The following is a 21,348-nucleotide window of genomic DNA, read 5'->3' as shown; positions in this document are numbered from 1 at the left end:
AGGCCGCGCGCGACCCATCGGAACAGGGTTGCGCCGCGCCGCCACCCGACTATAACCGCGCCAATTTGCGCAGAGCGTAAGAATCCGGACATCCTGCGGCCCTTTGGCCCCGGGAACATAGCTGTGGGGCCCAACATGCCGAAAAGAACCGATATCAAGTCGATCATGATCATCGGCGCAGGGCCCATCATCATCGGTCAGGCCTGCGAGTTCGACTACTCGGGCGCACAGGCCTGCAAGGCGCTGCGCGAAGAGGGCTACCGCGTCATTCTGGTGAACTCGAACCCCGCCACGATCATGACCGATCCGGGTCTGGCCGACGCCACCTATATCGAGCCGATCACCCCCGAGGTCGTCGCCAAGATCATCGAGAAGGAACGCCCCGACGCGCTGCTGCCGACCATGGGCGGGCAGACCGGGCTGAACACCTCGCTGGCGCTGGCCGACATGGGTGTGCTGGAAAAGTTCAACGTCCAGCTGATCGGCGCCAATCGCGAAGCCATCGAAATGGCGGAAGACCGCAAGCTCTTCCGCGAGGCGATGGACCGCATCGGGCTGGAGAACCCCAAGGCGACCATCGTCGCCGCGCCGAAACTGCCGAACGGCAAATATGACATCAGCGCCGGCGTGGCCGAGGCCATCGCCGCCATCGAATACGTGGGCCTGCCCGCCATCATCCGCCCCGCCTTCACCCTCGGCGGCACCGGCGGCGGCGTCGCCTACAACCGCGACGATTACGAGCGCATCGTCCGCTCCGGTCTCGACGCCTCGCCGGTGGCGCAGGTGCTGATCGACGAATCCCTCCTCGGCTGGAAGGAATTCGAGATGGAGGTGGTGCGCGACCGCAAGGACAACGCCATCATCGTCTGCGCCATCGAGAACATCGACCCGATGGGCGTGCACACCGGCGACAGCATCACCGTCGCCCCGGCGCTGACGCTGACCGACAAGGAGTACCAGATCATGCGCAACGGTTCGATCGCCGTGCTGCGCGAGATCGGGGTGGAGACCGGCGGCTCCAACGTGCAATGGGCGATCAACCCGGCAGATGGCCGCATGGTGGTGATCGAGATGAACCCGCGCGTCTCGCGCTCCTCGGCGCTGGCCTCCAAGGCCACCGGCTTCCCGATCGCCAAGATCGCGGCGAAGCTCGCCGTCGGCTACACGCTGGACGAGCTCGACAACGACATCACCAAGGTGACGCCCGCCTCCTTCGAGCCCTCCATCGACTATGTCGTGGTGAAGATCCCGCGCTTCGCCTTCGAGAAATTCCCCGGCTCCAAACCCGAACTCACCACCGCGATGAAATCGGTCGGCGAGGTCATGGCCATCGGCCGCACCTTCCACGAGTCGATCCAGAAGGCGCTGGCCTCGCTCGAGACCGGCCTCACCGGCTTCGACGAGATCGCCATCGAGGGCGCGCCCGACAAGGCCGCCGTCATCAAGGCGATCTCGGCCCAGACCCCCGACCGTTTGCGCCTCATCGCGCAAGCCATGCGCCACGGGCTGTCCGACGACGACATCCAAGCTGCCACCGCTTTTGATCCGTGGTTCCTCTCGCGCATCCGCGAGATCCTCGAGGCCGAGGCCGAGGTGCGGGCCAAGGGCCTGCCGCTGAAGGCCGACGGCCTGCGCAAGCTGAAGATGCTCGGCTTCACCGACGCCCGGCTCGCCACGCTGACCGGCCGCGACGAGGCGCAGGTGCGCCGCGCCCGCCGCAACCTCGGCGTCACCGCGGTGTTCAAGCGCATCGACACCTGCGCCGCCGAGTTCGAGGCCCAGACCCCCTACATGTATTCCACCTACGAATCCCCGGTGATGGGCGATGTGGAATGCGAGGCCCGTCCCTCCGCGGCCAAGAAGGTCGTCATCCTCGGCGGCGGCCCGAACCGGATCGGTCAGGGCATCGAGTTCGATTACTGCTGCTGCCACGCCTGCTTCGCGCTGACCGAGGCCGGCTATGAAACCATCATGATCAACTGCAACCCCGAGACGGTCTCGACCGACTACGACACCTCGGACCGGCTGTATTTCGAGCCGCTCACGCTGGAGCATGTGCTGGAGATCCTGCGGGTGGAGCAGGACAACGGCACGTTGCACGGCGTCATCGTCCAGTTCGGCGGCCAGACCCCGCTGAAGCTGGCCAATGCCCTGCATGACGAGGGCATCCCGATCCTCGGCACCACCCCCGACGCCATCGACCTCGCCGAAGACCGCGAGCGCTTCCAGCAACTGCTGCACAAGCTCGATCTGCGCCAGCCGATCAACGGCATGGCCCGCTCGCGCGACGAGGCCTTCGCCATCGCCGGCCGCATCGGCTACCCGCTGGTGATCCGGCCCTCCTACGTCCTCGGCGGCCGCGCCATGGAGATCGTGCGCGACGACGCCCAGCTCGAGCGCTACATCCGCGAGGCGGTGCATGTCTCGGGCGACAGCCCGGTGCTGCTCGACAGCTATCTCGCCGGCGCGATCGAGGTGGATGTGGACTGCCTCTGCGACGGCGAGGCGGTGCATGTCGCCGGGATCATGGAGCATATCGAGGAAGCCGGCGTGCATTCGGGCGATAGCGCCTGCTGCCTGCCGCCGCACTCGCTCTCGGCCGAGACCATCGCCGAGCTGAAGCTGCAGACCGAAAAGATGGCCCTCGCCCTGCACGTCAAGGGGCTGATGAACGTCCAGTTCGCCATCAAGGACGGCGAGATCTTCGTGCTCGAGGTGAACCCCCGCGCCAGCCGCACCGTGCCCTTCGTGGCCAAGGCGACCGACTCGGCCATCGCCTCCATCGCCGCCCGGCTGATGGCCGGCGAGCCGCTGTCGAACTTCCCGCTGCGCGAGGCCTATCCCGCCGGCGTCGGCCCCGACACCGACCTGCCGCTCGCCAACCCGCTGACCCTCGCCGACCCGATCACCCCGTGGTTCTCGGTCAAGGAATCGGTGCTGCCCTTCGCCCGCTTCCCCGGCGTCGACACGCTGCTCGGGCCGGAGATGCGCTCCACCGGCGAGGTGATGGGCTGGGACCGCAGCTTCGCGCTGGCCTTCCTCAAGGCGCAGATGGGCGCCGGCACCCACCTGCCGGAAGAGGGCCGCGTCTTCCTCTCGGTGAAGGATGCCGACAAGTCCCCGGCGCTGGCCACCGCCGCCCGCGACCTCACCGCGATGGGCTTCGAGCTGATCGCCACCCGCGGCACGGCGGGCTGGCTCTCCGAGCAGGGCATCGCCGCGACCCGGGTGAACAAGGTCTACGAAGGCCGTCCGAACATCGTCGACATGCTGAAGAACGGCGAGATCGCGCTGGTCCTGAACACCACCGAGGGCTCGCAGGCGGTGTCGGACTCGCGGGACATCCGGGCGGTCGCTCTGTATGACAAGATCCCCTACTTCACCACGGCGGCGGCAAGCATCGCGGCGGTCGAGGCGATGAAGGCCCGGGGTGAAGGCTACGGGGTGAGGACGCTGCAGGGGTGAGAGGCGTCCGGCGATCTTCCAGTGGAAGATCGCCAGCCTCGAACGCCCGGAGCGCGAGCGGAGGGCTGGGAGAGGCGCGCCCGGACGATCTTCCAGTGGAAGATCGTCAGCGCCGAACGCCCGCCGCGCAAGCGGCGGGCCGGGCGAGAGGCAACCCCCGTAGGGTGGGTTTCCAACCCACCCCTGCTCCCCACGCCGTAGGGTGCGCATTCATTGCGCCCCCCCTCTAGGGCGGGTTTCCACCCCACCCCTCCCCGCGCAACCAAGCCCACCCCGTAGGGTGCGCATTCATTGCGCACCACACCCTCACCCCTCCTCACTCATCCGCCGCATCCGCGCCCTGAGCGCCTCCCGCGCTTCCCGCTCCGCCTCTCCCGGCGCCTCCGGCACGTCCTCCCCCAGCTCCCGCGCCGTGTCGCCCCACCTTGGCCGCTCGCCGTCATACGCCCCTTCGCGCTGGCGGTAGAAGTCCGCCGTCTCCGCCCCGCGGATCACGCCGGCGAGCCGCGCGTGCATGTAGACGCGCAGCACCTCGTTGATGCGCGGACCGTGCCCGGCGCCCATCGACTTGAAGAAGCGCAGCACGTCCTCCTCCAGCCCCAGCGTCACCCGGACCTTGCGTTTCGGCGTCCGCGCGCGGGCGATGGCAAACCACTCGGGCGGGATGCGGCCGGTGTCCTCGATCGACTGGTGCAGGTCGTATTCCAGCCGCCGCATCGCATCGGCCATGTAGTAGTAGTTCTCGCGCTGCCGGGCGCTCTGCTTCGAAAGATCGGTCATCGGCATCTCCCTTCGCCGCGAATCCTTCGACAAATCGGTTAAAATCCGCCTCTCCCACCATCTGCATGGGCCGTGCATCGCCCGTGCATCGGAATCATATCCTTGACTTCGGGGGCGAAAGGCCTCATCTCCCCCTCAACCGACGCCCGCTGCCGCGTGAGCAGCCGTCCCGCATTCCAACCCGGAATCCGGTCCAGGGCAGGTGATCCAGGTTCCCACCTTCACGCAGGGGCACCGCGACCAGATCGGCGCGTGTGGCATCCGGCTATGTGCGCGAGACTTTGGCCGCCCCTTCTGCCGGCTGTCGCGTCGTGGCGGCCAGATCCCCTTCCGGCGGGACAAGTCCCGCATTTGAAAGCACAAAATGTCCACATTCGACGCCCTCGGCCTCAGCCCGAAACTCACCAAAGGTCTGGAAAAGGCCGGCTACACCACGCCGACGCCGATCCAGACCCAGGCGATCCCGCATATCATGCAGGGCCGCGACCTCATGGGTCTGGCCCAGACCGGCACCGGCAAGACGGCGGCCTTCGGCCTGCCGCTCTTGCACCGCCTGCTCGACATCGGCCACCCGCCGGGCCCGCGCAACGTCCGCGCCCTGATCCTCGCCCCGACGCGGGAACTGGTCAGCCAAATCTCTGACAACCTTGAGGTTTTCACCAAGGGGACCCCGGTCAAGGTGGTCACGATCACCGGCGGCGCCTCGATCTTCCGCCAATCGGAAAAGCTCGCCCGCGGCGCCGACGTGCTGGTCGCGACCCCCGGTCGCCTGATCGATCTGCTCGATCGCAACGCCCTGACGCTGGAGATGACCGGCTATCTGGTGCTGGACGAGGCCGACCAGATGCTCGACATGGGCTTCATCCATGCGCTGAAGAAGATCGCCAAGCACCTGCCGATGAAGCGCCAGACGCTGCTGTTCTCGGCCACCATGCCGAAGCTGATCGAGGATCTGGCCCAGACCTATCTGCGCGACCCGATCAAGGTGCAGGTCGCTCCTCCGGGCAAACCCATTGAAAAGATTGTCCAAGGCGTGCACTTCACCCCGCAGGGCGACAAGGCCAAGCTCTTGGAGACCTACCTCAAGCAGCACCCGGGCGAGATGGCGCTGGTCTTCGGCCGCACCAAGCACGGGTCGGAGAAGCTGATGAAGCTGCTGGTCAGCTGGGGCTTCAAGGCCGGCTCGATCCACGGCAACAAGAGCCAGAACCAGCGCGAGCGCACGCTGAGCGAGTTCCGCGACGGCACGCTCGACGTGCTGGTGGCGACCGATGTCGCGGCGCGCGGCATCGACATCTCGGGGGTGCGGCACGTCTACAACTACGACATGCCGAACGTGCCGGAGAACTACGTCCACCGCATCGGCCGCACCGCGCGCGCCGGGGCCGAGGGCAAGGCGGTCGCCTTCTGCGCACCGGCCGAGATGGACGAGTTCAAGGCGGTGGAAAAGCTGCTGAAACAGCCGATCCCGGTGCTCGGTGGCGCGCCCTGGGCGATGGACGCGGGCGCTGCCGCGCCGCGTCCGGGCCAGAACCGGGGCGGTCAGGGTCGCGGCAAGCCGATGGGCCATGGCAAGCCGATGGGCGCCAAGCCCGCCGGTCAGGGCAAGCCCAAGCCGCAGGGCCAGAAGCCCGCGCGGCCCGAGGGCGGCACCGACGCCCCGCGCAAGGCCTTCCGTCCGCGCCGCAGCGGCAACCGCACCGCGGCCTGACACCCCGGGATCGCCGCCTGCTTCCGGTTGCCGCAGGCAGCGATTCCGCCAAGCCTTCCGATGGCCGATACCCCATAATGGGGGTCCGGCCCGCCGGAGTTGTAACGAGTTGCCGGCGACTGCAGCGCCGGAGGTTTTGTTTACGAGTACCAAAGCTTTGCGCAAAGGGAGCCCGGTTTCACCCGCTGCTCAGTCGACGGCCTGCCGAACACTCCCTTTGCTGCTTTGCCCATCTTGCACCCCGGCGCCCCTGCGGGCTATCTGCGCGGATGGCAAAACTCTACTTCCATTACTCGACAATGAACGCGGGCAAATCGACCGCGCTGCTGCAGGCCTCGCACAATTACCGCGAGGGCGGCATGGCGACCTATCTGATCACCGCGCAATTCGACAACCGCGCCGGTCAGGCCCGGATCGCCAGCCGGATCGGCATCGCCGAGGAGGCCGACACTTTCGCGCCCGACGAGGATCTCTACGCCAAGATCGCGGCGCGGCTGACGCTCGGCCCCGTGGCCTGCATCTTCATCGACGAGGCGCAGTTCCTGTCGCAGCGTCAGGTCTGGCAGCTGGCGCAGACGGTGGATGAGCTGAACGTGCCGGTGATGTGCTACGGGCTGCGGGTGGATTTCCGCGGCGAGCTGTTCCCCGGCTCGGGCGCGCTTCTGGCCTGGGCGGACGAGATGCGCGAAGTGCGCACCATCTGCTTCTGCGGCAAGAAGGCGACAATGGTGGTGCGCAAGGGTCCCGACGGGCGGCCTCTGCGCGAGGGCGATCAGGTGCAGATCGGCGGGAACGAGACCTATGTCTCGCTCTGCCGCCGCCACTGGCGCGAGGCGATGAGCGATCAGACCGCAGGCGGTGGCGTGACCGCCTGAGGCACCTGCGCCCGAAGCGCGATCATCCCCCCGGCGCTGGCGATCAGCGCCATTCCCAACACGGCCATCGGCGTCAGGTATTCACCCCAGAGCAGCCAGCCCCAGAAGGCAGAAGCGGGCAGGATGATGTATTCGAAGACCGAGACCCGGCTGGCCGCGGCGACCTGGTAGGCGCGGATCATCATGCCGACCCCCAGCAGCGAGCCCGCGGCCTGAACGAAGGTCCAGAACCAGAAGCCGCCCGAGGGCCAGACGAAGCCGCGCTGCAGGAAGCCTGCCGCCCCCTCGCTGACCGCCATCGGCGCCAGCGTCAGGACCAGAAGTCCCAGGGCGCCCAGCACGCCGAGCGCCGCGAAGAAGCCGCCCAGCAGCGTCTCGGCGCTTTCCTCGGGGCACCATTCGCGCGTCGCGATGTTTCCCAGCGCATAGAGCAGTCCCGCCAGCACCGGCAGCAGCGCCGCGAGCGACGCCTCGCCCGCCGCGCTCGGTCCCAGCACCAGCACGACGCCGAGAAAGCCGACACCGACGGCAAGGATGCGGATCGGGCCGATGTGGTGGCCATAGGCGAAGCGCGAGATCAGCAGCACGAAGATCGGCGCGGTGAAAAGCCCCGCCGCCACCTGCGCCACCGGCAGGAAGGCGAGCGCGCCGAAATAGATCAGCATCGCCGCCCCGTGGATCGCCGAGCGCGCCAGCACCGCCCGCCGGTTCACCGGGCGCAGCCGCAGCCGCAGCGGGATGGCGACGAGCCCCAGGAGGGCCAGCGCCATGATCGAGCGCGTCAGGTGAAACTGCCAGAGCCCGGCCTCGGCAGCGATGACCCTGACGTAATTGTCGGTGAAGCCGATCACCATCGCATAGATCAGGATGAACCCTGCGGCGGCCAGCGTGCGGTCGGGGGAAATCATCGGCATGTTCCTCGTCTTGGCTCTTCCCTAAGACCGCGCCAGAGGCCAGACTGCGCGCCAGTATGCGACATTTTCTGGTTCATTGCGGGAGGATCACCGATGGGATGGCTGGCAGATGAACGCGGTCTGGAGAAATGCGCCGCCAACCACGCGCCGCTGACCCCGCTGTCGCATCTGGCGCGCGCCGCCGATGTCTATGCCGAGCGCACGGCGCTGGTGCATGGCGCAACCCGGCGCAGCTATGCCGAGTACCACGCCCGCGTCAGCCAGCTTGCCTCGGGTCTTGCCGCGATGGGCATCCGGCCCGGCGATGTGGTGGCGACGCTGCTGCCCAATGTCCCGGCGCAGGCCGAGGCGCATTTCGGGGTGCCGGCCTGCGGCGCGGTGCTCAACACCATCAACACCCGGCTCGATGTCGACACGGTGACCTATATCCTCGGCCATGGCGGGGCGAAGCTGATCCTCTGCGACACGGCTTTCCTCGGGCTGGCGAAGGCCGCCTGCGCGGCTCTGGAGGGCGCGGCGCCGCAGATCGTCGAAGTGGCCGACCGCGACTCCGGCTTCAGCCCGACCGGGGAGCACCCGACCTACGAGGATCTGCTGGCCCAGGGCAGCCCCTGGGCGCCCTGGGTGATGCCGGAGGACGAGTGGGAGAGCCTCGCGCTGAACTACACCTCGGGCACGACGGGGCGGCCCAAGGGCGTCGTCTATCACCACCGCGGCGCCTATCTCGCCACGATGGGCAATGCGATCTCGTGGCGGATGGTGCTCTACCCCGTCTATCTGACCATCGTGCCGTTGTTCCATTGCAACGGCTGGTGCCACACCTGGATGGTGCCGATGCTGGGCGGCACGCTGGTCTGCTGCCGTGATGTAACCGCCAAGGCGATCTATGCCGCCATCGCCGAGGAAGGCGTGACGCATTTCGGCGGCGCGCCGATCGTGCTGAACGCGCTCATCAACGCCGCCGAGGAGGACCGCCGTCCCTTTTCGCATGTGGTCGAGGTCTTCACCGCGGGCGCGCCTCCGCCTGCGGCGACGCTGGCGGCGGTTGAACCTCTGGGCTTCAACGTGACACAGGTCTATGGGCTGACCGAAGTCTATGGCCCGGCGACCGAATGCACCTGGAAGCCGGAATGGGACGCGGCGGCGGGCGAAGAGCGCGCGGCGCTGAAGGCGCGGACGGGGGTGGCGATGCCGACACTGGAAGGGGCGGATGTGCATGACACACATGGCAAGCCCGTTCCGCGCGACGCGGCGCATCTGGGCGAGATCGCGCTGCGCGGCAACATGGTGATGAAAGGGTATTTCAAGAACCCGGAAGCCACGGCCGAGGCCTTCAAGGGCGGCTGGTTCCGCACCGGCGACATCGCCTTCCAGCACCCCGACGGCTATATCAAGATCACCGACCGCGCCAAGGACATCATCATCTCGGGCGGCGAGAACGTGAGCTCGGTCGAGGTGGAGGGGGCCTTGATGCATCATCCGGCGGTCAGCCTCTGCGCTGTCGTGGCCAAGCCCGACGAGACCTGGGGCGAGGTGCCCTGCGCCTTCGTCGAGCTGAAGCGCGGCCAGACGGCGGATGAGGCGGAGCTGATCGCTTTCGTCCGGGCGCGGCTGGCCGGGTTCAAGACGCCGAAACAGGTGATCTTCTGCGAGCTGCCGAAGACCTCGACCGGCAAGATTCAGAAATACGAGCTGCGTGCCGTGGCAAGGCTGTCCGCCAAGTGATTGTGACCGCCGTTCAAGCACGTTACTGTCGCCGCGAGAGCAGTCCAGACGAAGGCCGCATCACCGCATGACGGCGCTGACGAAGTATCAGAAACTCGAATGCACAGGGCTCTGGCGCCATGCGCCGGATGCGCAGCGTCGTGAGGTGGTGGTCTCCTTCGGTGAGGCCTCGCTCACCATGTCCGACCCGCGCACCGAGCTTGCCCTGTCGCACTGGTCGCTTCCGGCGGTCGAGCGGCTGAACCCGGGCGAGCTGCCGGCGCTCTATGCCCCCGGCCCCGATGCCGACGAGACGCTGGAGCTGGACGATACCGACATGATCGCGGCGCTCGACACGGTGCATCAGGCGCTGGTCTCGACCCAGCCGCATCCGGGGCGGCTGCGCAACTCGATCTTCGGCGGGATCACGGTGCTGGTGCTGGGGCTCGGCATCTTCTGGATGCCCGGCGCGCTGGTGACGCATACCGCCTCGGTCGTGCCCCCGGCGACGCGGGCCGAGATCGGGCGCATGGCGTTGGAGGACATGATCAGGCTGAGCGGCATGCCCTGCGAGCAGCCTCTGGGCGCGAGGGCGGTGGAGCGGCTGACGGCGCGGATCTTCGGCGCCGAGGCGGCGCCGCTCTTGGTCATGCCCGAGGCGCTGACCACCAGCGCGCATCTGCCCGACGGCCGCATCCTGCTGAGCCGCGCGATGATCGAGCGGCAGGACGGGCCGGAGGCGGTGGCGGGCTATGCGCTGGAGGAGGCGGCACGGATGGCGGAGGTCGATCCGCTGATCCCGCTGCTCGACTATGCCGGCACCAGCGCCACCTTCCGGCTGCTGACCAGCGGCGCCCTGCCCGAGGAGGCGGTGGAGGGCTACGCCGCGCAGATGCTGCGCGAGACCCCTGCCCCGGTGGCGGAGGACCGGCTGCTGGGAGCGTTCGAGGCGGCAGGGATCTCCAGCTCGCCCTATGCCTTTGCCCGCGACGCGAGCGGCGAATCCGTGCTGCCCCTCGTCGAGGCCGACCCGTTCCGGGCGGGCTCGCCCGAGCCGGTGCTGACCGACGGCGATTGGATAAGCTTGCAAGGCATCTGCCAGGACTGAAAAGAAAGACGCCCCACCGCGAGCGATGGGGCGCAAGGTTCGTTCTGCCCGACTTTTTCTTGCCGTCCCGTAATCTATCTGATGAAGGCGTCTCCGAAGCCCGCGTGCCGCGCCGCGACAAGCGCCGCGCGCAGCTGCACAGTGTCGTTGAAGGGCCCCGCCAGCACCACCTGCAGCGGCCTGTTGCCCTGCCGCACCTGCATCCCGGCCACCGGAAGCCCCAGATCCGAGATCCGCGCCTTGGCGCCCGTGGCATTGGCAGGCTCGGCATAGGTGCCGACCTGCACGAAGGCCCGGACCGTTGCAGGCAGCGGTGGCAGCGCCCCGCCGCGCAACACGATGGGCCCCGTCATATGCTCCGGCACCAATGCCGGGATCGGAACCGTCGCCACCCGCACGCCACGGCGCGGATCGGAGGAGCAGATGCCCATGACGACCCCATCCCGCGCCTCGAAGGTGCCGCGATAGGGCGCATCCTCCGGGCAGGTCGCGGGCTCGGCCGGGGCCTGGACCACAGCCCGGGCCGGGGCCTTGACCGAAGCGCGCCGCTGGGTGGCCTGACGGGCGACGCGACGCACCGGGGCCTCGGCGGCAGCGGGCGGGGGAGGCGGCGGGGCGGCGGCCGGCGCTGCCACGCCGGCCACCGTCTCCTCGACCGGCGCTTCGGGTGTCGCGCTCGCCACGCTGGGCGGGTAGCCGCAAAGCACCGTCCGGTCCGGGGTCAGCCGCGCCACCCAGGTCGTCTCGCCGCCGAAGCCCGCGCGCATGAAGACGCAGCCGCGGCTGTCGACATATTGCGCGCCCGAAAACGCTGCCGGGGGCTGCTCGCTTGGCCCCGCACCGGCGGGAACCTCTTGCGCAAGTGTCATACCGGCACAGGACAGACTGGCCACAAGCGACAGGGTAAAGGCACGCAGCATGGGGTCTCCCGGATCATCCGCGGGAATCATGCCGCGCGGCTGGCCTCAAGTAAAGCAAAATTACCCTTATTTTGTGCCGAACATGCGGTCACCCGCATCCCCTAGCCCAGGAACAATATATCCATGGTCATCCAGCTTTTCATCCACAGCCGCTGTGACGATGGGCACGTCCGGATGGGCTTCCTTCATGCGCTGCACGCCCTCGGGCGCGGCCAGGAGGCAGAGGAAGCGGATGTTCTTCGCGCCCTTCGCCTTCAGGAGGTCGATAGCTGCCACCGAGCTGTTGCCGGTCGCCAGCATCGGATCGACGGCGATCACCAGCCGGTTCTCCAGCATGTCGGGCACCTTGGCGTAATATTGCACCGGCTGCAGCGTCTCGGGGTCGCGGTAGAGTCCGATGAAGCCGACGCGCGCCGCCGGGATCAGCTCGAGGATGCCGTCCATCAGCCCATTGCCGGCGCGCAGGATCGAGATCAGCGCCAGCTTCTTGCCGTCGAGGATCGGCGCGTCCATCTCGCAGATCGGCGTCTCGATGGTCATGGTGGTCATGTCCAGCTCGCGCGTGACCTCATAGGCCAAGAGCAGGCTGATCTCGCGCAGCAGGCGGCGGAAACCGGCGGTCGAGGTCTCCTTCTTGCGCATGATGGTCAGCTTGTGCTGCACCAGCGGGTGGGTGACGACAGTGAGATGGTCAAGCATGGTCGGGCTCCAGTCGCTTGAGGATGCGGGCGCGGGTATCGGCATCGCAGAAGGCCGCGTCAAGACTGGTGCGGGCAATCTTGCGGAACACGGCCTCGTCCCAGTCGAAGGCTTCGTGCAAGAGATCGTATTCACGCTGCATCGTGGTGTGGAAGAAGGGCGGATCGTCGGTGGAGACGGTCACCTTCACCTCGCGCTCGAAAAGCTCGCCGATCGGGTGCTTTCGCCAGCCGGGATAGAGCCCGAGGGCGATGTTCGATCCGGGGCAGACCTCCAGCACGATGCCGCGCTCGGCCAGCTCGTCGACCAGCGCCAGATCTTCGATGGCGCGCACGCCGTGGCCGATGCGCTCTACCCGCAGGTCGGTCAGCGCGTCGCGGATGCTCTCCGGCCCGCCCCATTCGCCGGCGTGGCAGGTGAGCCGGAGCCCGGCCTCCCGCGCCATGTCGAAGCTCCAGGCGAAATCCTTGGGCTTGCCGATCTTCTCGTCCCCCGCCAGCCCGAAGCCGACGATGAAATCGCCCGCCGTCTCGGCGGCGCAGCGCGCGGTCTCGCGCGCCTTGTCGGGGCCGAAGTGGCGGATCGGGGTGACGATGCCGCGCAGGGTGATGCCCATCTGCGCCTCGGCGGTGGCGGCGGCCTCGGTGATGGCGTGGAGGTATTCGCGCCATGCCCCCAGATCGCGCCCGCCGCAGAAATCGGGCGAGAGGAAGGTCTCGGTATAGATCACACCGCTCTTCGCGCTCTCCTCCAGCACGGCGAGGGTGAGGCGGTGGTAATCCTCGGGCCGTTGCAGGGTAGAGGTGGCGGCCTCGTAGACCTTCAGGAAGTGCCAGAAATCGGTGAAGGCATAACTGCCGTCGGGGTTGAAGATCCCGCCGATGTCGATGTGCTTTTGCTTCGCCAGCCCGCGGATGAAGGCGGGCGGGGCCGCGCCTTCGAGGTGGAGGTGCAGTTCGATCTTGGGCAGCGGCGTCACAGAAAGCTCCTTCCCGGGCCTTGGGCCGGGATGTCGAGATGGGCGGCAAGGCTGGCCGCGACATCGGCGAAGGCGACGAGGCCGAGGCTTCCGGCCCCTGCCCCGGCGACCAGCACCGGCACGCGCTCGCGGGTGTGTTCGGTGCCGGGCCATGTCGGGTCGTTGCCGTGATCGGCGGTGAAGACCGCCAGATCACCGGGCCGCAGACGGGCAAGGAAGGCGCCGGTGCGGGCGTCGAACCTCTCCAGCGCGCGGGCATAGCCCGAGACGTCGCGGCGGTGGCCGTAGAGGCTGTCGAACTCGACGAAGTTGGCGAAGGTCAAGGAACCGGGCTCGGCCTCGTCGGCCAGACGCAGCAGATGTTCGAAAAGGTCGGAGTCCGATTTGCCCTTGTGCAGCATGCCGATGCCCCGGTGCGAGAAGATGTCACCGATCTTGCCGACCGCATGGGTCGGACGGTCCGCACCCTGCACCCAGTCGAGCAGGGTCGGCGCGGGCGGGGCGATGGCGAAATCGCGGCGGTTGGCGGTGCGCTCGAAGGCGCCTTCGCTGCCGGTGAAGGGCCGCGCGATCACCCGGCCGACCTTCATCGCGTGCAGCGTCGGTGCCAGCGCCTCGCAGAGCGCGATCAGCCGGTCGAGGCCGAAGGCGCCCTCATGCGCGGCGATCTGGAAGACGGAATCGGCGGAGGTATAGCAGATCGGCCAGCCGGTCCGCAGATGCTCGGCGCCAAGCGCTGCGATGATCTCGGTGCCTGAGGCGTGGCAGTTGCCGAGAATGCCTTCGGTCCCGGCAAGGCGGCAGACCTCGGCCACCAGCGTCTCGGGGAAAGCCGGGCGGGTGTGGGGGAAATAGGTCCAATCCCAGGGCACCGGCACCCCGGCCAGCTCCCAATGGCCCGAGGGCGTGTCCTTGCCGAGCGAGACCTCGGTCGCGGCGCCCCAGCGGCCCGAAGGCTCGGCCCCCATCCCCGGCATCGCGTCGCCGGAAGCGAGGCGCACCGCCGCCGACAGGCCGAGCGCATCAAGCACCGGCATCCGCAGCGGGCCGGAGCGGTCCTGCTCGGCCCGCCCCGCGGCACAGGCCTCGGCGATATGGGCCAGCGTGTTGGCTCCCGCATCGCCGAAATCGGCGGCGTCGGGCGCGCCGCCGCAGCCCACGGAATCCATCACGATGAGAAAGGCGCGGGCCATCAGGCGATCCTCTCGTGGATCAGGGGAGGCTCCTCCGGCTCGGCGTCACCGAAGCCGTAGGCCGCCTGCACCGCGCGCACCGCCGTCTCGGCATCGGACTCGGTCGCGGCATGGACCATGGCCAGCGGCAGGTCGCGGCTGACCTCCTCGCCGATCCCGGCCAGATCCGAGAGACCGACCGACGGGTTCACCCGGTCGCCCTCGCGCAGACGCCCGCCGCCCAGATGCACCACCGCCTGTCCCAGCGCCCTGCCGTCGATACTGGTGACGAAGCCCGCGCGCGGCGCCGGAACCTCGCGCATCACCGGGGCCGAGGGCAGCCGGTCCGGCCAGCGTTCGACGAAATCGGCAGGGCCGCCCTGCGCCGCGATCATCCGGGCGAAGACCTCGGCGGCGGCCCCGGAATCGAGCGCCTGCTCGATGCGGATCGCGCCGTCGGCGGCATCGGCGGCAAGCCCGCCCAAGGCCAGCGCCTCGCCGCCGAGCGCCGCCGTCAGATCCCAGAGCGCGCCGTTGACCGAGGTGCCGGTCAGCGTCTCCATCACCTCGATCACCTCCAGCGCATTGCCCGCGGCGGTCGCGAGCGGCTGGCTCATGTCGGTGATCAGCGCCGTGGTCATGCAGCCCGCGCCCTGCGCCGTGGCCACGAGTGCCCGCGCCAGCGCTTGCGCCTCGGCCATGGTCGTCATGAAGGCGCCGGAGCCGACCTTGACGTCCAGCACCAGCCCTTCGAGCCCCGCAGCCAGTTTCTTCGACAGGATCGAGGCGGTTATGAGATCGATGCTTTCCACCGTCCCGGTCACGTCGCGGATCGCATAGAGCCGCCGGTCCGCCGGGGCCATCCGGTCGGAGGCGGCGACGATGGCGCAGCGGATGTCGCCGACCTGCGCGCGCAGCTGCGCCTCGTCCAGCGCGCAGCGGAAGCCCGGGATCGCCTCCAGCTTGTCGAGCGTGCCGCCGGTATGACCCAGCCCCCGGCCCGAGATCATCGGCACATAGGCACCGCAGGCCGCCAGCGCCGGGGCGAGCAGCAGCGAGACGCAATCACCGATGCCGCCGGTGGAATGCTTGTCGAGCACCGGGCCGGGCAGATCCCAGACCAGCACCTCGCCGCTGTCACGCATCGCCCGGGTCAGCGCGACGCGCCCCGCCTCGCCCAGCCCCTTCAGGCAGACCGCCATGGCGAAGGCTCCCGCCTGCGCATCGCTCACCGCACCGCTGGCCAGCCCCGCGGCAAACCAGTCGAGCTCGGCAGCCGAGGGGGTCTCGCCTCCGCGCAGCCGGGCGATGATCGAGCGGGCGTCCACCTCAGGCGCGGTCCATATGCGCGGCGGAGAAGACGCCGGGCAGCAGGTCGGCGACGGTCATGGTGCGCGACACGCCGTCGGTGGTGCAGAGCGTGACGCGGGTGTCCTGCGGGGCGAATTCCGCGATCTTCTGGCGGCAGCCGCCGCAGGGCGGCACGGGGGACGGGCTGTCGGCGATCACCAGCAGCTCGGTGATCACCGTCTCTCCGGCGGCGACCATGGCGGCGATGGCGCCGGCCTCGGCGCAGGTGCCTTCGGGATAGGCCACGTTCTCGACGTTGCAGCCCGCATAGATGGCGCCCGAGGCGGACCGCAGCGCGGCGCCGACCTTGAAGCGGGAATAGGGGGCATAGGCGTTTTCACGAACGGCGGTGGCAGCTTGAAGCAGGGACATGTCGGTCTCCGGTCTGGACCCTGACCGCAGGGTTCACGTTGCGCGACTTTGCGACCTCGACGGGGCGGATGCAAGCGTGGCGCGGCGGCAGGCGGATCGGCGGGCCGCCGCGGCGCCGGGGATTGTGGGGTTTGCAGCCTTGGGTAGATAGTTTAATGGTCAACCATCTTGCGGAGAGGCGATGATGGACGAAGTTCGGCACGACAACACCCGGCAGGCGGCACTGGATTACCACGAGTTTCCGAAGCCCGGTAAGCTCGAGGTGCGGGCCACCAAGCCCTTGGCCAACGGTCGCGATCTGGCGCGCGCCTATTCGCCGGGCGTGGCCGAAGCCTGTCTGGAGATCAAGGCTGACCCCTCGACCGCCAGCCGCTACACCTCGCGCGGCAACATGGTCGGCGTGGTGACCAACGGCACCGCGGTGCTCGGCCTCGGCAACATCGGCGCGCTGGCCTCCAAGCCGGTGATGGAGGGCAAGGCGGTGCTCTTCAAGAAATTCGCCGGCATCGACTGCTTCGACATCGAACTGAACGAGCCCGACCCGGTGAAGCTGGCCGAGATCGTCTGCGCGCTGGAGCCGACCTTCGGCGCGATCAACCTCGAGGATATCAAGGCGCCGGATTGCTTCATCGTCGAGAAGCTCTGCCGCGAGAAGATGAACATCCCGGTGTTCCATGACGACCAGCACGGCACGGCCATCGTCGTCGGCGCCGCGGCGACCAATGCGCTGCATGTCGCGGGCAAGCGCTGGGAGGACATCAAGGTGGTCTCCACCGGCGGCGGCGCAGCGGGGATCGCCTGCCTCAACATGCTGCTGAAACTCGGCGTGCGGCGCGAGAACGTCTGGCTCTGCGACATCGCCGGGCTGGTCTATCAGGGCCGCGAGGTCGAGATGACGCCGCAGAAGGCCGATTACGCGCAGGCCTCCGAGCTGCGGACGCTGGGCGAGGTGATCGATGGCGCCGACCTGTTCCTCGGCCTCTCCGGCCCCGGCGTGCTGACGCAGGACATGGTCTCGCGCATGGCACCGCGCCCGATCATCTTTGCGCTGGCCAACCCCACGCCCGAGATCCAGCCGCATGAGGTGCGCGAGGTCAGCCCCGATGCAATCATCGCCACCGGTCGGTCGGATTACCCCAATCAGGTGAACAACGTCCTCTGCTTCCCCTTCATCTTCCGCGGCGCGCTGGATGTGGGCGCGACGCAGATCAACGACGCGATGCAGCTGGCCTGCATCGAGGGCATTGCCAGTCTCGCCCGCGCCACCACCAGCGCCGAGGCCGCCGCCGCCTACAAGGGCGAGCAGCTGACCTTCGGCGCGGATTACCTGATCCCCAAGCCCTTCGACCCGCGGCTGATCGGCGTGGTCGCCTCGGCAGTGGCCAAGGCGGCGATGGAGACCGGCGTCGCCACCCGCCCGCTCGACGATCTGGCGGCCTATCGGCGCAAGCTCGACAGCTCGGTGTTCCGCTCGGCCATGTTGATGCGCCCGGTGTTCGAGGCGGCTTCGCAGCAGTCGCGCCGCATCGTCTTCGCCGAGGGCGAGGACGAGCGGGTGCTGCGCGCGGCCAATGCCATCCTGGAAGAGACCGAGCACAAGCCGATCCTGATCGGCCGCCCCGAAGTGGTGGAGATGCGCTGCGAACGCGCGGGCCTGCCGATCCGTCCGGGCCGCGACTTCGACCTGGTGAACCCCGAGAACGACCCGCGCTACCGCGACTACTGGGGCACCTATCACGAGCTGATGGCCCGGCGCGGCGTGACGCCCGACACCGCCCGCGCGGTGATGCGTACCAACACCACCGCGATCGGCGCGATCATGGTGCATCGCGGCGAGGCCGACAGCCTGATCTGCGGCACCTTCGGCCAGTATCTCTGGCACCTGAACTACGTGACGCAGATCCTCGCCCGCAAGGGCCTGTGCCCGGTCGGCGCGCTGTCGCTGATGATCCTCGAGGACGGCCCGCTGTTCATCGCGGACACCCATGTGAACCACGAGCCGACGCCCGAGCAGATCATGCAGACCGTGCTCGGCACCGCGCGGCATGTCCGGCGCTTCGGCATCCAGCCCAAGATCGCGCTCTGCTCCTCGTCGCAGTTCGGCAACCTCGACTGCTCCACCGGGCGGCGGATGCGGCAGGCGCTGGACCTGCTCGATGCGCAGCAGCCCGACTTCGCCTATGAGGGCGAGATGCACATCGACGCGGCGCTCGACCAGTCGGTGCGCGACCGCATCTTCCCCGGTGGGCGCTTCGAGGGCCCGGCCAACGCGCTGGTCTTCGCCAATTCCGACGCAGCCTCGGGGGTGCGCAACATCCTGAAGATGAAGGCGGGCGGGCTTGAGGTCGGGCCGCTCCTGATGGGGATGGGCAACCTCGCGCATATCGTGACCCCCTCGATCACCGCGCGCGGCTTGCTGAACATGTCGGCACTCGCCGGCACCCCGGTGGACCGCTACAGCTGAGCGGTCCACCGCCCGCCCGGCGTCCTGGTAGCGCAAAACGCGACAGGACGCCGCGGCACCCCCCTTGCAAGAATCTTGCGCACCGGCTTACCCCGGCGTAACAGATCGAAAGGACCGGGGGAGGGTATACGATGGCATACGCCGATATCTACGCAGCATCGCTCGACGATCCGGAGGCCTTCTGGATGGAGCAGGCGGGGAAGATCGACTGGGTGACCCCGCCGACCCGTGCGCTCGACGACAGTGCCGCCCCCTTCTACAGCTGGTTTGCCGATGGCCGGCTCAATGCCTGCTGGAACGCGGTGGACCGCCATGTCGAGGCCGGTCGCGGCAAGCAGATCGCCATCAAGCATGTCAGCCCGATCACCCATTCCACCAAGGGCATCACCTATGCCGAGCTGCAGGCCCGCGTCGCCAGCCTCGCCGGGGCCCTGCGCGCCAAGGGGGTGCAAAAGGGCGACCGGGTGATCATCTACATGCCGATGATCCCCGAGGCGCTGGAGGCGATGCTGGCCTGCGCCCGGCTGGGGGCGATCCATTCGGTGGTCTTCGGCGGCTTTGCCGCGCATGAGCTGGCGGTCAGGATCAACGACTGCACGCCCAAGGCGATCATCGCCGCCTCCTGCGGGCTGGAGCCGGGCCGGGTGGTGCATTACAAGCCGCTGCTCGACAAGGCGATCGAGGAGGCGACCCACAAGCCCGAGTTCTGCGTGGTCTTCCAGCGCGAACAGGAGGTGGCCAAGCTGATCGAGGGCCGCGACGTGGCCTGGCATACCTTCCAGTATGGCGTCGAGCCCGCCGAATGCGTGCCGGTGGAGGGCGACCATCCGGCCTATATCCTCTACACCTCCGGCACCACCGGCCAGCCCAAGGGCGTGGTCCGCGCCACGGGCGGGCATCTGGTGGCGCTGAACTGGACGATGAAGGCGATCTACGACATCGACGCGGGCGACGTGTTCTGGGCGGCCTCGGATGTGGGCTGGGTCGTCGGGCACAGCTACATCTGCTACGGTCCGCTGATCGCCGGAGCGACCACCATCGTCTACGAGGGCAAGCCCGTCGGCACCCCCGATGCAGGCGCCTTCTGGCGGGTGATGCAGAACCAGCGGGTGAAATCCTTCTTCACCGCCCCCACCGCCCTGCGCGCCATCAAGCGCGAAGACCCCGAGGGCAAGCTGATCGCCGACTACAACCTGCGCTCCTTGAAGACCGTCTATCTCGCGGGCGAGCGGGCCGACCCCGACACGATCCTCTGGGCGCAGCGGCATCTGAACGTGCCCGTGATCGACCACTGGTGGCAGACCGAAAGCGGCTGGGCGATCGCCGCGAACCCGATGGGCATCGAGCCGCTGCCGGTGAAGCTCGGCAGCCCCTCGGTGCCGATGCCGGGCTACGACATCCGCGTGCTCGACGAGGGCGGGCATCAGATGGCCGCGGGCGAGCTCGGCGCCATCGCCATCAAGCTGCCCCTGCCGCCCGGCACCCTGCCGACGCTGTGGAACGCCGCCGAGCGTTTCGTGAAATCCTACCTCACCCATTTCCCCGGCTATTACGAGACGGGCGACGCGGGCTACATCGACGAGGACGGCTATGTCTACATCATGGCCCGCACCGATGACGTGATCAACGTCGCCGGTCACCGGCTCTCGACCGGCGCGATGGAGGAGGTTCTGGCCAGCCACCGCGACGTGGCCGAATGCGCGGTGATCGGCGTCTCCGACGCGCTGAAGGGCCAATCGCCGATGGGGTTCCTCTGCCTCAACAAGGGCGCCAACCGCGAGCCCGCCGAGGTGGTGAAGGAATGCGTGGCGCTGATGCGCGACAAGATCGGCCCGGTCGCCGATTTCAAGCGCGCCTGCGTGGTGGAGCGGCTGCCCAAGACCCGCTCGGGCAAGATCCTGCGCGGCACCATGGTCAAGATCGCCGACGGGCAGGAGTTCAAGACCCCGGCCACCATCGACGATCCGGCGATCCTCGACGAGATCCGCGTGGCGCTGAAGACGCTGGGCTACCCCGCTGCCTGACCGGACAAGCGGCGCCTTGACAGGAGGCGCCGCTCTGGCTCATCTTTTAGACAGGTTGATCTCTGGACTTTTTCAGCACGTGGGGTAACCTGCCGTGCCATGCAGCTTTTCAAAATGCACCGAACGCCCCGCATCTGCCCCGCCGCTGCGGACCTCCGGCCGTGAGCCTGGCCCCACAGGCTCTGGCGCTGGATCGGATGTGCCACGATCTTGCCGTGGATCTGGGCAGTGCCATGGAAGCCGTTGACCAGCTCGACAAGGCCGACCTGCCACCGGGCCTGCGCCAGCAGGTGGTGAAGCTCACCTCCGCCATGTCGGCGCTGGCCTCCGACATCGACCGCGTCGTGCTGGCGCTGCGCCAGCAGGACACCATTCCCGAGACCGCGATGGACGAGACGCGCTTCCTGCGTCTGCTGGAGATCGCCGGGCCGCAGGATTCGGTCGAGCTGGTGGCGCGGCTGCATCTCGACCTCAAGACGGTGCGCAGCGGCCTCTTCTTGGCGCTCGACCAGCGCACACCGGACTGGGAGGAGGTCCGCGCCCAGACCCATGTGCTGATCGCGCTCGCGGGCGCCGTCGGCGCCGATGCGCTGCAGCATCTGGCCGAGGCAATGAACGCCGCCGCCCATCGCCGCGACCTGCAGGAGGCGAGCGACCTGCGCAACGACACCGCGCGGCAGCTCGATCTGCTGATCGCCTATATCGCCCGCCGCGACATGACGGAGCCGGGATGAGCACTGTCAGCCGCCCCTCTGCCCCGCCGGCCCCGCGCCCGCGTGCCCCGCACGAGACCGAGGCGCAGCCGCGCCCG

At 68.4% G+C, this 21,348-nt stretch carries 16 protein-coding genes; 8 read left to right on the top strand and 8 right to left on the bottom strand.

Translation table 11 applies throughout. The annotated features are described in order from the left end of the window. Nucleotides 1–135: 135 nt before the first annotated feature. Nucleotides 136–3,465: a carbamoyl-phosphate synthase large subunit gene (gene carB, locus AC3A5Z_RS02955; RefSeq protein ID WP_107664117.1), complete on the top strand. Its 3,330-nt coding sequence runs from the start codon at nucleotides 136–138 to the stop codon at nucleotides 3,463–3,465. Nucleotides 3,466–3,771: 306 nt separating this feature from the next. Here the strand turns inward: carB and AC3A5Z_RS02950 are convergent, their stop codons facing one another. Then, a complete protein-coding gene (locus AC3A5Z_RS02950) occupies nucleotides 3,772–4,245 on the bottom strand; it encodes a BrnA antitoxin family protein (protein WP_487517906.1) in 474 nt (157 codons plus the stop codon). A gap of 364 nt (nucleotides 4,246–4,609) precedes the next feature. Here AC3A5Z_RS02950 and AC3A5Z_RS02945 point away from each other — a divergent pair, with 364 nt between their 5' ends. Together AC3A5Z_RS02945 and AC3A5Z_RS02940 are read left to right on the top strand one after the other, a co-directional pair. Continuing rightward, nucleotides 4,610–5,956 (top strand): DEAD/DEAH box helicase, encoded by a 1,347-nt coding sequence (locus tag AC3A5Z_RS02945; RefSeq protein ID WP_487517905.1) that lies wholly within the window; start codon nucleotides 4,610–4,612, stop codon nucleotides 5,954–5,956. A 269-nt stretch (nucleotides 5,957–6,225) separates the two neighbouring features. Beyond that, complete coding sequence (locus tag AC3A5Z_RS02940) at nucleotides 6,226–6,831, top strand: thymidine kinase (RefSeq protein WP_487517904.1); 606 nt, start codon at nucleotides 6,226–6,228, stop codon at nucleotides 6,829–6,831. Here the strand turns inward: AC3A5Z_RS02940 and AC3A5Z_RS02935 are convergent. Next, complete coding sequence (locus AC3A5Z_RS02935; RefSeq protein ID WP_487518618.1) at nucleotides 6,801–7,739, bottom strand: DMT family transporter; 939 nt, start codon at nucleotides 7,737–7,739, stop codon at nucleotides 6,801–6,803. The genes AC3A5Z_RS02940 and AC3A5Z_RS02935 overlap by 31 nt on opposite strands. A 99-nt stretch (nucleotides 7,740–7,838) precedes the next feature. Here AC3A5Z_RS02935 and AC3A5Z_RS02930 point away from each other — a divergent pair, with 99 nt between their 5' ends. Continuing rightward, complete coding sequence (locus AC3A5Z_RS02930) at nucleotides 7,839–9,470, top strand: acyl--CoA ligase family protein (RefSeq protein WP_487517903.1); 1,632 nt, start codon at nucleotides 7,839–7,841, stop codon at nucleotides 9,468–9,470. Nucleotides 9,471–9,537: 67 nt separating this feature from the next. Then, the gene (locus AC3A5Z_RS02925; protein WP_487517902.1) at nucleotides 9,538–10,557 is read left to right on the top strand and encodes a hypothetical protein; all 1,020 of its coding nucleotides are present in this window, start codon (nucleotides 9,538–9,540) and stop codon (nucleotides 10,555–10,557) included. Between the two features lie 74 nt (nucleotides 10,558–10,631). Here the strand turns inward: AC3A5Z_RS02925 and AC3A5Z_RS02920 are convergent, their stop codons facing one another. From AC3A5Z_RS02920 to cdd, 6 genes are all read right to left on the bottom strand, one after another. Further along, nucleotides 10,632–11,426, bottom strand: a complete 795-nt coding sequence (locus tag AC3A5Z_RS02920) for an SPOR domain-containing protein (RefSeq protein ID WP_487517901.1) — start codon at nucleotides 11,424–11,426, stop codon at nucleotides 10,632–10,634. A 117-nt stretch (nucleotides 11,427–11,543) separates the two neighbouring features. Further along, on the bottom strand, nucleotides 11,544–12,176 hold the full coding sequence (upp, locus tag AC3A5Z_RS02915) for a uracil phosphoribosyltransferase (protein ID WP_487517900.1): 633 nt from the start codon (nucleotides 12,174–12,176) through the stop codon (nucleotides 11,544–11,546). After that, nucleotides 12,169–13,155, bottom strand: coding sequence for an adenosine deaminase (locus AC3A5Z_RS02910; protein ID WP_487517899.1), 987 nt, complete (start codon nucleotides 13,153–13,155; stop codon nucleotides 12,169–12,171). Before AC3A5Z_RS02910 ends, upp begins: the two co-directional genes overlap by 8 nt. Further along, entirely contained in the window at nucleotides 13,152–14,348 is a 1,197-nt protein-coding gene (locus tag AC3A5Z_RS02905; protein ID WP_487517898.1) for a phosphopentomutase, read from the bottom strand. Before AC3A5Z_RS02905 ends, AC3A5Z_RS02910 begins: the two co-directional genes overlap by 4 nt. Next, on the bottom strand, nucleotides 14,348–15,655 hold the full coding sequence (locus AC3A5Z_RS02900; protein ID WP_487517897.1) for a thymidine phosphorylase: 1,308 nt from the start codon (nucleotides 15,653–15,655) through the stop codon (nucleotides 14,348–14,350). Before AC3A5Z_RS02900 ends, AC3A5Z_RS02905 begins: the two co-directional genes overlap by 1 nt. Nucleotide 15,656: 1 nt before the next feature. Continuing rightward, entirely contained in the window at nucleotides 15,657–16,049 is a 393-nt protein-coding gene (gene cdd, locus AC3A5Z_RS02895) for a cytidine deaminase (RefSeq protein ID WP_487517896.1), read from the bottom strand. Between the two features lie 184 nt (nucleotides 16,050–16,233). Between cdd and AC3A5Z_RS02890 the strand changes: the two genes are divergently transcribed. The 3 genes from AC3A5Z_RS02890 (at nucleotide 16,234) to AC3A5Z_RS02880 (ending at nucleotide 21,271) form a co-directional block, all read left to right on the top strand. Then, entirely contained in the window at nucleotides 16,234–18,513 is a 2,280-nt protein-coding gene (locus AC3A5Z_RS02890) for an NADP-dependent malic enzyme (RefSeq protein ID WP_487518617.1), read from the top strand. A 131-nt stretch (nucleotides 18,514–18,644) separates the two neighbouring features. After that, on the top strand, nucleotides 18,645–20,537 hold the full coding sequence (locus tag AC3A5Z_RS02885) for a propionyl-CoA synthetase (RefSeq protein WP_487517895.1): 1,893 nt from the start codon (nucleotides 18,645–18,647) through the stop codon (nucleotides 20,535–20,537). A 161-nt stretch (nucleotides 20,538–20,698) separates the two neighbouring features. Continuing rightward, complete coding sequence (locus tag AC3A5Z_RS02880) at nucleotides 20,699–21,271, top strand: hypothetical protein (protein ID WP_487517894.1); 573 nt, start codon at nucleotides 20,699–20,701, stop codon at nucleotides 21,269–21,271. Nucleotides 21,272–21,348: the final 77 nt, after the last annotated feature.

The sequence above is a fragment of the Cereibacter sp. Soil_C_27 genome (assembly GCF_057657095.1).
Note: the sequence above shows the minus strand (reverse complement) of the source record. Positions and strands in the feature narration are given on the sequence as shown.